The 14,833-nt window shown below is 35.4% G+C and carries 12 protein-coding genes; 1 reads left to right on the forward strand and 11 read right to left on the reverse strand.

Features of this window, described 5'->3' with window-relative positions; translation table 11 throughout:
- Positions 1 to 19 precede the first annotated feature (19 nt).
- The 11 genes from HMPREF9193_RS10900 to HMPREF9193_RS08395 all read right to left on the reverse strand — a co-directional run bounded on the left by HMPREF9193_RS10900 (position 20) and on the right by HMPREF9193_RS08395 (position 13,135).
- Complete coding sequence (locus HMPREF9193_RS10900; protein ID WP_051306050.1) at positions 20 to 1,711, reverse strand: helix-turn-helix domain-containing protein; 1,692 nt, start codon at positions 1,709 to 1,711, stop codon at positions 20 to 22.
- A 154-nt stretch (positions 1,712 to 1,865) separates the two neighbouring features.
- Positions 1,866 to 3,548 (reverse strand): ABC transporter substrate-binding protein, encoded by a 1,683-nt coding sequence (locus HMPREF9193_RS08350; protein ID WP_021687678.1) that lies wholly within the window; start codon positions 3,546 to 3,548, stop codon positions 1,866 to 1,868.
- 57 nt (positions 3,549 to 3,605) lie between these two features.
- Positions 3,606 to 4,529, reverse strand: coding sequence for a carbohydrate ABC transporter permease (locus HMPREF9193_RS08355; RefSeq protein ID WP_021687679.1), 924 nt, complete (start codon positions 4,527 to 4,529; stop codon positions 3,606 to 3,608).
- Positions 4,523 to 5,437, reverse strand: coding sequence for an ABC transporter permease (locus tag HMPREF9193_RS08360; RefSeq protein ID WP_021687680.1), 915 nt, complete (start codon positions 5,435 to 5,437; stop codon positions 4,523 to 4,525). The genes HMPREF9193_RS08355 and HMPREF9193_RS08360 overlap by 7 nt, the downstream gene beginning before the upstream one ends.
- Positions 5,438 to 5,572: 135 nt before the next feature.
- Positions 5,573 to 6,547 carry an ABC transporter ATP-binding protein gene (locus tag HMPREF9193_RS08365; RefSeq protein ID WP_021687681.1) on the reverse strand — a complete coding sequence of 325 codons (975 nt, stop codon included), beginning with the start codon at positions 6,545 to 6,547 and terminating at the stop codon, positions 5,573 to 5,575.
- A 1-nt stretch (position 6,548) separates the two neighbouring features.
- On the reverse strand, positions 6,549 to 7,337 hold the full coding sequence (locus HMPREF9193_RS08370) for an ABC transporter permease (RefSeq protein WP_040848035.1): 789 nt from the start codon (positions 7,335 to 7,337) through the stop codon (positions 6,549 to 6,551).
- A gap of 1 nt (position 7,338) precedes the next feature.
- A complete protein-coding gene (locus HMPREF9193_RS08375) occupies positions 7,339 to 7,971 on the reverse strand; it encodes a hypothetical protein (protein ID WP_156882488.1) in 633 nt (210 codons plus the stop codon).
- 149 nt (positions 7,972 to 8,120) lie between these two features.
- Complete coding sequence (locus HMPREF9193_RS08380; RefSeq protein WP_021687684.1) at positions 8,121 to 9,221, reverse strand: hypothetical protein; 1,101 nt, start codon at positions 9,219 to 9,221, stop codon at positions 8,121 to 8,123.
- Complete coding sequence (locus HMPREF9193_RS08385) at positions 9,215 to 9,844, reverse strand: HAD family hydrolase (protein ID WP_169720462.1); 630 nt, start codon at positions 9,842 to 9,844, stop codon at positions 9,215 to 9,217. Before HMPREF9193_RS08385 ends, HMPREF9193_RS08380 begins: the two co-directional genes overlap by 7 nt.
- A 4-nt stretch (positions 9,845 to 9,848) precedes the next feature.
- On the reverse strand, positions 9,849 to 12,089 hold the full coding sequence (locus tag HMPREF9193_RS08390) for a phosphoketolase family protein (protein ID WP_021687686.1): 2,241 nt from the start codon (positions 12,087 to 12,089) through the stop codon (positions 9,849 to 9,851).
- Positions 12,086 to 13,135: a hypothetical protein gene (locus HMPREF9193_RS08395; RefSeq protein WP_021687687.1), complete on the reverse strand. Its 1,050-nt coding sequence runs from the start codon at positions 13,133 to 13,135 to the stop codon at positions 12,086 to 12,088. The genes HMPREF9193_RS08390 and HMPREF9193_RS08395 overlap by 4 nt, the downstream gene beginning before the upstream one ends.
- 188 nt (positions 13,136 to 13,323) lie before the next feature.
- On the opposite strand from HMPREF9193_RS08395, the gene HMPREF9193_RS08400 reads away from it, so the two are divergent.
- Entirely contained in the window at positions 13,324 to 14,790 is a 1,467-nt protein-coding gene (locus HMPREF9193_RS08400) for an alpha-L-fucosidase (protein ID WP_021687688.1), read from the forward strand.
- Positions 14,791 to 14,833 lie beyond the last annotated feature (43 nt).

The raw sequence follows: 14,833 nt of genomic DNA on the forward strand, positions 1-14,833 counted from the left end.
ACCTCAAAAAGCGAGTATATCACAGTTCGTTTGATGTGGCAAACACTTGCTGTTTAAATTCGGAAGGAGTAAGTCCGTACTTTTTTTTGAACGCGCGACGGAAAGTTTGCGGATTTGCATAACCGCATTGACCGGCAAGTACGTTAACGCATGCTTTCATATCGGTTTGAAAAACGGAACGTGCATTTTCCAAACGAAAGTCTTCCAAATAGCAGGCAAAGCTTTTATTCATGCGGCTTTTAAAAAAGTGATATAAAAAGCTTTCTTTTGTGCCGAAATCTTGAGCCATTTGCGAAATATTTAAAAGCTGATTGGAATAATTTTTTTGAATATATGCACTTACCCGTTTTGCCATAGCTGTATCTGTTTCGGTATCGTAAACGTTTTCGGCTGACTTTTTTTCGGCAGAGTTCGCCGTTTTTTCAGCGGCACCAACAAAGTATGCCGTTTCCTTAGTATCAGCAACAGCGGCGGCAACAGAGGTTGCCGTTTTTTCAGCACCGGTAACGGCGGCAGCATAATCTCTTGAGGATGTATAAAATGCGGCGGAGGTACCGGCTGCTTCTCCAATATTTGCAGTGTTTTCAAGCAAATTGCACGCGTCATTACCGTTTACGTTTTGCTTGCGTTCAAAGGCTATAGAACTTAAAGCCTTTGTTTTGCCGGAAAAGTTTATGTTTTGTGCCGCTGCCGAATTAAAAACGGTATAAAATAAAAATTTAAGTATACACAGCGCGCATGCAAAAAGCAAAAGCGGCACTAAAGCAAAAACAATAAAACGCACATCCTGCAATCCCTTTAAAAAAGAAAAACCGGGAATCCCTGCGGCAAAATAAGCGCCGGAAACGGTAAGCGGATAGATAAAAACCGTATACATACGCTTATTTATTTTTTTGCGACACACAAAGCCCACCGCGTTTTGTCCGCTTAAAGTTTCCCCCTTAAGTGCGCGGCGGCATGTTTCAAAAACGGAACGATCAAGCGGTACTAACGCGCAAGTACATAAATCGTTTGCGTTATCGTTAAAAACTGCCGCCCATCCTCCTGCGGCAAAATCGGAAAAAAGCGGGTCTATAAGAGATTGCAAATATGTTTTTTTCAAAAGCACTATTAACTTTCCTATGTTTGCCGAAGCGTTTTGTAAAGGAAAAGTTTGTGCAAAAACCGCGGCAGCGCATTTTCTGCCGTTTACGGACACAACCGTTTCGTTTAACCATTCGTTTGCATGCACGGGACGCAAATAGCGTGTTCTCCACTGCCCGCTGTTTAATCCTTCAAAAGCAAAAAGCGAATTATACATACGGTCTATGTCGAAAAAAGCATTTCCTGCAGTCAATAAATAATCGCTGTTTTTTGCATACACATACACATCTTCTACTGCAGGATGAATTGATTTTACATAAGACAAATGGCGCTGGGCGTCTATAAGCGTTTGTATGTCGGAAGAACCGGTACCGACGCTTGACTGTACCACAAAGCGCAATAAATCGCTGTTTATTAAAAGCAATTGAGATAAACGCTGAATTTCATGTACGGTAAAATCAAGCGTATCAGCTGTTTTTAAAGCCGCCGTTTTATATTCGTTTTTTGTATCCGAAATTTTGCGATAAAATATCAAGTATTCTGCAATGCACACAGAAACAAAACATACACACAAGAGAGCACAAAACAGTAAAAATCGGGATCTTTTTTTTATATACCCGTACAGCATAAAAGTAATTATAGCATAAACTTACAAAAAAAGCCACCGGAACGAACAGGTAAGTTTTAAAACGGCAAGTTTAAAATCAAAGAGGCTACCCAAAAACCGAAGTTTCCGGGTAGCCTTTTTTTTTACTTTTTGTTAACCGTAATTTTACATCCCGTTATTTGTACTGACGGTCATACGCTTTTTGCATATTTGCAAGAACGGCATTCAACTGCAATTTGTCAAGGTTTTTAAGATAGGTGTCCCAATCTTTGTCGCTGTTTACGTCAAGCGTACCTACCATAAACTTAACGGCGCTTTGGCGGATATAGTTTGCCAACTCTTGCTTAATCGTCGAAAATTTTTCTATTTCTTCACCGGTGTATTTTAACGACGGCACTTCTTTTTTTACATTCGCATAGGGTTTGTATAAATTATGCGTTTCGTCGTACAGCACTTTTTCCAAGTTTTTCGGCGCATAGTAATCGCCGGTTACATCGGCAGCTTGTCCCAAACGGAAAGCGGAAGTTTCGGCAATGGTATAACCTTGTATAAAGGTAACGTTTTGCGGGTCTTTATCATTCCACGGTTTAAGCTGTTTCCATAAAGCCTTTTTGCCGTCAAGACCGACGTCGGAAGCGGAAGCCCATGCCCATGCGTCTCCTTCGTTACCGTATTTTTGTTTAAGCGTACCTTCGGTGCTGTACATATAGTCGAAATAGCGCAAAATAGCTTCAGCATAGGGAGTTTTTGCAGACAGCACTAAAATACCGGTTTGCGGTTCCGATAAAAAGTTTACCGCTTCGCGCACACCTTGCGGACCTTTTAAAGGAGCAATGGCTTGGAAGTGTAAAAAGCGCTCGCCGCTTAAAGAAGAAAACTGACCTCTCCAACCGCCGGCGGCAAAACCGACAACCGGCTGTGCGGCGCTTTCAACCAATTGAGTAAGCTGACTGGAATCTTGCGTAAAAGAACCGTTGTAAATAAGCCCTTCTTTATACAAGCGGTTTATGTATTTAAGCGCTTCGCGGTAAGCGGCTTTATTTACAGCAGTGTCGATTTTTTTGCCGTTTAACATATAACCGACATTGGCTTCGTATGAAGCGTTTGTATTTGTGTCCAAATCGCAGTAAATAAAAGAGTTAATAAGAAAGCGTTCAACTTGGTCGTTCCAACCGATAATCGAACCGGCAAGAGGTATTTCGTCTTTTTTACCGTTTCCGTTCGGATCTTTATCACGGATGGCAACAAGTGTGTTGTAAAATTCTTCGGTTGTTTGAGGTACTTTTAAGCCAAGCTTATCGAGGAAGGGTTTATATACGAACATCTTTGCGGCATTGGTGCAGTGGTAGCACACTTCCAGCCGAGGCAAAGAATAAATATTGCCGTCCGTAATAGTCATAAAGCCCATTGCACCGGAAAAGTCTTCCAACGCTTTGGTTAAATTGGGCAGCGTGCCGTCTTTGTAATATTTATTGAGCGGCATAAGCAGTTTTTCTTCAGCACCGTAGGTGGTTTCCTGTTCAAAACTTAATGCAAAGCCTAAAAAAGCGTCCGGATAATCGCCGCTTGCTAAAGTTAAAGCCAATTTTTCTTTAGCCGCTTGTTCGGGAACCATTATCCAGTTTACTTTTACGCCCGTTTTTGCTTCCATAAATTTGGAAAACTCGTTTGTATTGTAGTTTTCCACGCAGGGCGGTTGAGCTACCATAATGTTTACCGTTATCGGTTCGGATACGATAGGGTACGTTCCCTTAGACGTATACTTTACGCCTGCCGCATTTCCCATGTCTTTGCCGCCGGCTGCAAACAAGCAGACGGACAAAGCCGACAAAAACAAAAGCTGCATCAATTTTTTCATAATTTCCTCCGTAAAAATCTTTTATTACACCGCACTGTAAGCGCGGGAGTATGCACACTAGCCCTTTACCGAGCCTATCATAACGCCTTTTACAAAGTATTTTTGTACAAAGGGATACAAAACCAAAAGCGGAACGCTCGCTACCACAATTAAAGCATACTTTATCGTTTCAGCCAATCCTTGTGCGCGCGAAGCGGCTTCCACATCAGACATCATACTCGGGTCGGTTTTGTTTATAATTAAAATATTACGTAAAATAATTTGCAAAGGATACAGCTTTTTATCCTGCAAAAATACCAACGCATCAAAATAGCTGTTCCACAGTACAACTGCATAAAACAAAGCAAGCACGGCAATGATTGCCCCCGACAAAGGAATTACCACCGAAAAGAAAAAGCGCAAATCCGAACAACCGTCTATTTGAGCTGCATCGTACAATTCATTGGTAATCGTTTCCTGCAAAAAAGTACGGGCAATAATAACGTTCCATACATTTACCGCATTCGGCACAACGATTGCCCAGCGCGTATTATACAAGCCCATATTTTTTACTACAAAATACAGGGGAATAAGTCCGCCGGAAAACAGCATGGTTACCATAATAAATTGAGTAACGAATTTTCTTCCCGTAAATTCTTTCCGCGACAGCGGATATGCAAGCAAAAGCGAAAGCGACACGCTTATAGTCGTTCCCATCGCTACGTAGATAATCGAATTCATATAGCCTAAAGCAATGTCTTTGTTTGCAAATACTGCTTTATAGCTGACCGTATCGAAGCGCACGGGAAAAAGCCATACTTCATGTGCAATAACGGCTTGAGGAGAACTGAAAGAGCAAGCAACAATGTAAAGTAAGGGGTATAAAACTACGGCAAAACAAAAAAGCAAAAATACATTGTTTATAAAATTAAAAATACGGTCGGCACGGATTTCTTTTATTTTTACCGCATGGTATGCCGTTGGCAAACTGAATTTTACCATAATCCGCCTCCAATATGTTTTGACTTTGCCAAACGGTTGAACAGTAAAATAAGACATACGTTGATAAGCGAATTGACAACTCCGATAGCCGTTGAATAACTGAAATCGTTGTTTACCAAACCCATTTTATACACATAGGTAGACATAATTTCCGCCGTTTCCAAATTGAGCGGATTTTGCATTAAAAATGCTTTTTCAAAACCCAAGCTCATAACAAAGCCCATGTTCAAAATAAACATAATGATGATGGTGTTTTTTATGCTCGGTAAATCCACGTACCATATTTTTTGTAATTTGTTTACGCCGTCTACACGGGCAGCTTCGTACAATTCGGGGTTAATTGCGGTTAAAGCCGCAAGGTAAATGATGGCATTGTAACCGGTATTTTGCCATAACGCCGACCACACGTAAATATGGCGGAACAGTTTTGCTTCTCCCATAAAGTTAATGGACTGCTGCCCGAAGAACGCGCGGATTGCATTAAACACTCCTAGGGCAGGATCGGTAAACTGCATTAAAATCGAAACCATAACAACGGTCGATATAAAATAAGGAGCATAGGTTACCATCTGTACCGATTTTCGCCACAGCTTGTTTTGCGTTTCATTTAGAGCAAGGGCTAAAATAACGGCAAGCGGAATGGATGCAAACAAAGCATACATGCTTAAGCTGAACGTATTCCACATAATTTGCAGTGCAGACGGATTGCTGAAAAACTTGATAAACTGATTTAATCCGACCCAGGGGCTGCCCCAAATACCTTTGGATACGCGGTACTTTTTAAACGCAAGCAAAATACCGTACATCGGCACGTATTTAAACAAAACAAAATACAATATCGGCGGAGCTACGATAAGGTAAAACTGCCAATGTGCTTGTAAATCCCGCTTTAATTTTTTATTTAACATACACATAGTATTGCATTCAATATTCAATTTTGAAAGCGTCGATATTTTAAAATACGGGATATGAATATAAAAACAGGGGGCATTTTTATAAAAAGAGGGCGTTTTTTTAATTTATTATCTTAATAACAACTGAAACTATGTCTTTAATAATTGTTTTACAATATCGGCAAATTCTGTCTCCTGTACATTGAATTTTTCTATGACAGCACCTCCATGACGTATTTTTTCCAAGAGAGCGTAAGCTTCTTCATAATCTTTAACATCAAATTCATACATTTCTGCACTTTGACGATAGGGTACATCAAAATTTTCAAATTTTATTTTGTAATCCTGCAATGTAACATAGAGTTTTTTTGTTTTTGAGAATAATTGTTTTAAACGGGAGATTGCTCCATCATATATAATCTGTCCGGCATGAATAACTATTACCCTATTACAAATTTTTTCAATATCGTCCAAATCATGTGAAGATAAAAACACTGTGGTATTGAATTCATCATGTAAACGATTGATTATTATACGCATATTTTCTTTTGCAAACACATCCAAACCTATTGTAGGTTCATCCAAAAAAAGAAGTTTTGGATTATGAATCAGTGAACATACAAGTGTCGCTGTCATACGTTGCCCCAAACTTAACTGTCTCACGGGAATACGCAAAACATTTTCCATATCTGCTATCTGAGACAAACGTTTTAATGATTTATTAAATTGCTCATCTGAAAGTTCATATACACTTTTTAACATATATAGTGTATCCATTACCGGCAAATCCCAATATAATGGAGAACGTTGACCGAATACCGTACCTATTTTTGCCGTATGTATAATTCTCTTTTTATACGGAACAATCCCGTCGATAATAACTTCTCCTGTCGTTGGGAATAAAATTCCCGACAATATTTTTATTGTTGTAGATTTCCCCGATCCGTTTACTCCCAAATATGCAACTTTTTCTCCTTTTTCGATCGAAAAAGAAATATCATTCAGCGCAATAATGTCCGAAGAGGCATCCAATGTAAACACGGATTTTACCGCTTCAAAAAAACTTTTGTGATACTTTTTTCTTTTATATATTTTAGTCAGATTTGTAGCTCGGATAAAAGCCATATCACCCTCCTGTACTCTGATAGTGTTTTGATGCCATGTGCCAAAGAACAATACTTAGAATACATAAAACTATACCGACAGGCAAGGTAAGATATTCCAGTATCAAAGGCATATTTTCGGATTTTGAAAAAATATGAATAGCCGGATAATAATTAATAAAACCGAGAGGTATAACATAAGTAAAGAATTTCCGTATAAATCCGCCGTATATATTCAACGGATAATTGCAAAAAAAACGTAATCCCATATACACACTTCTAAAATTGTCAGACTTTACAATAAAAAAATTGGGTATGGCAAATGCAATAAAAAAAGCGGATTGTATAAGAATAGAACCTAAAATTGATAAAATTATATATAAGCATAAACGAAAACTGCATTGCAGAGCTGCCGTATAAAACGCAATAATTATTATCAAAACCGATAATATTATTCTTGAAAGATATGTAAGATTTATACCTTTTAATACATAAAAAATAAACGGATTTACCGGCAATAACAATACTTGGTCGTATCCGCCGTATATCATCTCTTCGGAAAATTGAGCACAAAAAGCAAAAACAGATGCAGTAACCGTATAACTTAATGTACTGAACCCATATAAAAAAGCAATTTCATATGTGCGCCAACCGGCAATTCCATTAAAACGGGTAAATAACACAACAAGCATGATAGCATCAGCAAGGTATCCCATAATGAGAAAAAAACTCTTAAGCCAAAAAGATGATTTATATTCCAACTGTATACGTATTGTATTTTGGGTAATACATTTTGCTAAAGATACATACACCCTAACCTCCTTGAATGGTAACCGTCAAAGACGTTTTGATATATATTAATTTATTAAACCATATCAATAGTATGAACCAAAATATTTGATACATAATATGAAGATAAGTTTCCATCGGATTTAACTTTCCCAAATATATGGAAATAGGAACAGAATAAAATAAATGAAACGGTAAGCACTTCGTTATGACGAGTAAAACACGCGGGTATAGCCAATACGGCATATAGCGACCGCCAAAAATAGCTGTCAATGTCCAAAAAGCAAAAGCAGTAACATCTCGATTTTTCGTATATAACATAACTTGTGCAAGTAAGAAATTCATTTCCAAAGCAAGGCAAAAACCGAATATCTGGGCAATAATATACAGGCAGCCTCCTTGCAGATCTATAGGTTTCACAATACCCCACAAAAGGAGCGCAACAATAACGGTGGGAATTGTTGATAAAAAAAAATGTCCCACCCCTTTTCCTATGGATACACACAGCATATATTTTTTGAATGAAATGGGTAATAAAAAATCTGCACTGATAGATCCGGAACGTATTTTGTATGCAAAAACACTTTGTAGATTATCATTTACAAAAATGGACGCAACAGATACAAGTATAAGGTAAGTTATCATTGTTTTTTGCATTAGTATATTTTCAGAATATAAAGAACGCCAAATCATAACACTGACAAATAAATACAACAAAGATGAAAAAAAATTCATAAAAGCATCAGCTCTGTAATACAACGTATTTTTTAGTTCAATTCTTATTATACTAAAAATTTTATTACATATCATGACTGGGCAACCTTATATAAATAATTTTCATTTTCCAACAAAGTTTTTGCAATCTTATTATTTGATACTGCAATTTCAGATAATTCTGTATAAAACTGTTTTAATTCACTATTTGTAATTTTTGTTTTATTACTGCTTAGCCTATTTAATAACAAGCTAGTCAGTTTTTTTCCTCGAAGGAATTGCGCATCTTTCAAAAGGATAGTTTCCTCAATAATTTCGTTTTTTATCTTTGCATGTTCCATTACTCTCATTACGATATGGCTAATAGATAAATCAGGTAAAAGCATAAAACGATTAATCGAATTAACAATTCCTTCTAAAACATATGGCAAATATTGAGGTTTATTATTTTGAATCTCTTTTATATGTATTATAATTTTCTCTACAAACGATTCTTTTCTAAGATTTGCAAAGACAATCGGTAAAAATTCTTGATATACAATTTTATTTTGGAAATCTTTAGATGAAATTAATACTAGTTTATTAAAAGATTTTACATTTTTTTCATAGCTTTCAATTAAAATTTCATTGGGTACAAAATAACTATTAAGAAAACATCTGGAATCAATTACTTCAACGCCATAATCATTTTGGTTAATAATCAAAAGGCAATGCGCAACTCCTTCCTTTAATTTCGGCGAGTTATAAAGAGGTGAACATTTATTATAAAATTCATTTAAATTTATAATCACAAATTTTTTTTGTCTAATATTTTGTTTAATAAAGTTAAGCAATTTTGAACTATGAATATAATAGTCATTCACAATTACATCAATATTAAACCATGTTTTGAAATACTTACTGATACGATATAGGTAAATCTCTTTATTATGCCTATAATCATGTATCATATTACCATAATCATCTTTATAAGAAAAAAAGAGAGGGGAATATGCGTAAGGAGTAATTCCATTTGAAATAAAAAACTCTGTATTTAATTCTCTATAAGAAGGAATAGAATTTCCAATGAAAAACAAAAAATCATTTATTGAATTTTGTGTACAAATAGAATTATATGCGTAAAAAATAGAAGCAGTATAACAACTTGTTGCAGGAAAAAAAGGTTCTTTTTCTAGCGGTTTTAATGTCAACATAAAAAAAACTCCTTTATTCGCTCTAGGGTATCAATAGATTTATTTTGCGGAGAAAAAAGCCCTTGACGATTTAGATATAATGCATTCCAACCCGCAGAAAGTGCTCCAAGAAAATCCATTTCATAGTGATCACCAACATACAATAAATTATTTCCTTCATACCCCGTTAGTTTTTTTGCGATATTAAAAATCTCTAAATCTGGTTTAGCATAGCCGACTTCAAAAGAATATATTTTATATTTTATATAAAAATTTAATCCAAGACTATCAAGTCCATGAGATTCAAATTCAGAACAATTTGAAATAATACCAATTGCAATCGCACTCTTCTTAAGAAACTCAAAGATAGGTTTGACATCTTTATATAAATCAGGAATTATAGCTTCTGTAAAAACATAATTATATATTTCAGGAGTTATAGTCATTGAATACTCTTTTAAGAAATACTTAAGAGTAAAATAATATGGTTTATTTACTGTGCGAAAATATTTGTTTACATTTTCTTGAAAAAAAGGTGTTTTATCTCGAACTACATTTTGCAACTTAGATGTCAAATTATTTTTATTATCAACTTTTATCAGAGTATTTCCTACATCAAAAAAAATCACTTTTAGATCATTCATAAACTTATACATAAGGACTCAAGTTAAGATAATCTTCTTCAGTCATATCCTGACATTCCTGCATATCATATATAGACAATTTTTTTGATAATACATGATTATATTTATTATCTGGGTCTAATTGATCCCAAATTCTCTTCGCAATACTATAACGACTAATTTGACTTTTTAACATTAACAAATACTGATTAGTTGTTAAATAACTATTAGAGTAACCTAAAAACACAAAACGTTCTGGGTTAGGGTAATCAAGCATTAATGTTTTAATATCACAAGGATACCCAATATAACTAAAAATTACAGTTTTTGATGTCGTAAAAATCGATACAAATTCATCATTGCTACAGCAAGATTCATTTTTCTTATCAAATCTAAATAAATCTATCAGTGAAACAAGTTTTATTTTATAACTTTTATATTTTGTTACGATATCTATAGCAAATTGGCACTCAGTAGTATTTATATCTCCTACACTACATAATATAATATCAGCTTCTTCATCTATTTTTTGATGTCGCCAATATTCTTTCATTAAGTACCCACATGTTTTGAGTTTTTTTGCAGCGGATAAGCTGAAAACTGTCCGTATATTAGTTTTTGAAATAGATATTATATTTACAGTATTCTTTTTCTCTAGAATTTTTTCAAAGACTACATTCAAAACATTACTATCTGCTGGGAAAAAAATATGTACAAAATTAAATCCTTTTTGAATAAAATCAGTATAAAAACTTGGTTGCTGATGTGAAAAAGTATTCCTCCAACCTAAACTTGTAGATACAATAATCATCGGAGCAATATCAAATTTAAATACAGAATAATTCATTTGCAACAAGTACTTCATATATTGAATGATCATAGAAGATATAATGGGCAGAAAGGCTTCATAAGAAACAAATATCCCCATGCCACCACCAATTAAAAGTCCTTGTAAAAGACCTTGACAAACATTTTCACTTAATATTTCAATGATTTGTCCAGGTTTTACATCATAATGCAATTTTTTTGAACCACAAATTTTCTTTGAAACAAGACATGTTTCAATTAAGCCATTAGATTCTGCTTCATCAGGAGAAAATATAAAGAAATTATTTTTATGTAATATTATCGATGCTAAAATATTATCAAGTTGGTTACTAGTTTTTGTTATTGCTGAAACATTATTCTCTATAACTTCACTACTTTTAAAAATATTATTACAAACGCTTGGTAATAAAAAATCTCTTTGAAAACCTATCCTAAATTGTTTTTCTGGTAATATCTTCAAAACATCATCAGAAAACCAATTATTTTTAAATATTTTAGATGGTTGATAATGTCTAAACCACTTCTCTAAAACAGAAATATTATCATTAAAATAATAATTACAGTTAGGCGGTTTATGTGAATAAAAGGAACCTACAAATGGAAGTCCATTCATTTGTTGAGGACCAGTCATACCTTTTGGTGATTTTAAAATAATAATTGGATAAAAATTTGAGTTTAATTTTGCATTTGATATAAACATTTTATCAATTTTAGCTACTGTATTTATCATTTCAACATGATTAGCAGAAATGATAAATACAGTAAAACCTTGTGATGAAAAATAATCACATAACTCTTTATCGGTCATTAATGATAATAAAGAAGCTGATTTCATTTTATTACCATTAAGATGAAGTATAGTAACTAGTTTACCGTGATTTCGTTGCCTCAAAAGCATAGGCAACCTAAACGAAGCTGCCATAGCTCCTGTTTCAGCTTCTCCATCACCTACAATACAAAAAATATAATGTGAAATTAATTGTAATGATAGTCCAAAAGCAACTGAAAGAGAATAACCTAATTCCCCTCCTTGGTGGAATATAGCAGGAATATAAGGATTTGCTTCTGTTTGAGAAATTTGAGTCTGTCCAAATTTTTTAACTAATAAAAACAATCCATCAGGACTATAAGAAATATCTGGATAATAATAGCTCAAAGAACTATCAACAAAAGAATTGGCTAAAATAGCGGCAGCTCCATGACCAGGACCACAAAGCAATAAAGCATGTTGTTTTTTTTGTTTCAAAAAAAAATTAATATGTGTATAAATAAAATTAATACCAGGTACAGTTCCCCAATGCCCGACGGATGTCTGTTTTAAATCTCCAGTTTCTAATTTTCGAGTTAGAAAAATATTATCGTTTAAATATAACTGTGCTAAACTCAAATAATTGACAGCATTCAAATATGTATCTAGACAAGAACAATCATACTTCATATCTCTGCATACCATAAACTACGATAATTCTCCCAAGCTTTGAAAACTAAGTTTCTTTCTTGAAAGTATTTCATTAAATTCTTACGAAGTTTCATAAAATAATCAAAGTCTAACGAATCATGATGTCTTAATGCAGAATGTTCTTTAATATAATTTTGAAAGATCTGAATAATAGGTATATCAGTAACAAATGGTAACATTTCTTTATTTTTTTCTATAGCAACCCGATAAGAATCTAATCCAGCAATATATGTATAACGAGTATTTACCCCAAGAGAGTGTGCCATTTTTAAAATATTTTTTACTTTATCTATGGGAACATTTTTATTACTCCTGAGCAAAAGATCTCTACGTTCAAAACATTCTAGAGTAAATATATAATCAAAACTTGGAATTATTTTCATTAATGAAGATAATGCGTTATAGGACTGTAGTTGGAAACCTAAATATCCAATAGTACCTGAGAAATTCAAAGATTCTAAAGCTTTATGAAGTTGCATCAAATGACTCACAACTGCTTCTTCATTAGGAAAACAACCTGTTACAATTGTAACATAATCTATCCCAGAAAAATCATTTTGATTAATAGAAGTAATACAATCTTTTAAATGCCTTTTTAATGAAGAATAACCATTTAGATTATAAACATCATCAGGAATTAAACTATAGGTTCCACAAAAATTACACCCAACACAAGTACTTCTAGAATTAGAATTTAAAGTCAGAGCCGTATTATTTTTTCTAAAATAAGAATTAGTACATGTATCTTCTTCTAAATCAGTAATTCTACCTATAACTCTTTCATCAAACATTACTTCATTTGATTTTATTGAAAAAGGAGTATCTGTAGTATTTACACAAACAGCAAGGAAAGTTCTTATACCTGAGTTTAACAAGATATTAAATCTTATACGCGAACAACTAACATCTGCTTCAACACCCAGTAAATTAATCAACAATATGAAGATTTCATCAATAGGAATATTATATTCCTGTGATTTGTATTTAACATAATCAAAAGTATATGCACTAAAAAAACTATTCATAGTTAAAACGATATTATATTATATATATTCTGTAAACAGTCATTTTTTTAAAAACCAGAAAAATAAAGGTATTTTTTAGAAAAATAAGTCATTTTTTTATTTTTTTTGCCTCTTGCCATTCATTATGAACAGATATACAATACTAACATTAAAAAGATATAGTTAGTTATAAAATCAGGAGAATATAAATGAAAGAAAGCTTATTTTCACAGGGAAAACAAAAAATAATAACAAATTGGCAAAAATTGCAATTCGGTATGTTTATTCACTTCGGTCTCTATTCCTTACAAGGTGGGTTATGGAATAATGTACCTGTTGTGAATGAATATTGCGAACAAATACTTTCGCACGGCAATATTCCGCAAGCCGATTACGAAGCGCTTGTACATGAATTCCGTGTTCCGCATTTTAACGCGGAACTCATAGCCGAAACGGCAAAAAAAGCGGGCATGCGTTATTTGGTGATTACCTCAAAGCACCACGACGGATTTTGCCTGTTCGATACCAAAACGACCGATTACAACAGCGTCCGCTCGGCATGCAAACGCGACATTGTCGCAGAGCTTGCCGGCGCGTGCAAAAAAAACGGACTCGCCTTCGGCGTATACTTTTCACTCATCGACTGGCACTGTCCGTGGGCGCTCCCGATCAGCAGTCACAATTCCGACCGTATTCCGGAAAAACACCACGCATACAATTTAGCGCAGCTTACCGAATTGATGACGAATTACGGCGACATCTGCGAGCTGTGGCTCGACATGGGGCACCCGACGAGACAACAATCGCAGGAAATGTACGATTTGGTACACGGTTTGCAAAAAAACATTATGATAAACGGCAGGATTTGGAACGACAAAGGCGACTTTGCAACCATGGCTGACAACGAAATGCCCGAACTGCCCTTGAACGAATACGAATTGAATGTGCCGTGGCAAACCCCCGCTTCGATTTATAAGGAAACCTGGGGCTATAAAAGCTGGCAGGAAAGAACGGATGCACAGGGAAAAATCCGCAATTTGACGGAAAGTTTGCGCCGCGTCGTATCGCACGGCGGCAATTATTTATTGAACATAGGACCGGACAACGAAGGAAATATCGTGCCGTTTGAAAAAGAAGTCCTTGAAGGAATAGGTCGCTCTTTAAAAGACGCTCCCCTTCCCGTCCGCGATTTTACCGCTTCCAAATCCGACTATGAAGCACGGCACCTTCCCCTTATTAAGGCCGAAAAAGACGGCTCCTTTATACTGAATACATGCACAAAACTGTTCCGCTATACGGGCGAAGAATACTACGATTTGCGCCCGATTGTAACCGGTAAGCGCTGGCGCTTGGAAACACCGCCCGAAAACGGCGAGCGCCGTTCCTATATTTTGGGCTGGGCGTGCGTTTCTCCGCTTAAAGAAGACGTTAAACTGTGCTTTGAAGACGACAACCAACGGCTATACTTTTCGCTGCGCAAAGGAAAAACGAGGGGCGTCATCAGCACAAACTACCGGCTGCCGGAGCCGGCTGCGCACCGCGGCGAAAACTCCGGTGCCGGTATACAGTGCGCAGTCCTTGAACTTTCCACCGTCGGAAATCCCTTGGAACGCCCGGAACTTCCCGTAAGCGGCATACGGCTGACGCTGGATGCAGCCGATGCAACCGCAGGTTGACATATTGCGCGCTGCGGTTGGTAGCGCAGCCGGATAAAACCGT

Origin of the sequence: Treponema lecithinolyticum ATCC 700332, assembly GCA_000468055.1 — a bacterium.
GTDB lineage: Bacteria > Spirochaetota > Spirochaetia > Treponematales > Treponemataceae > Treponema_C > Treponema_C lecithinolyticum.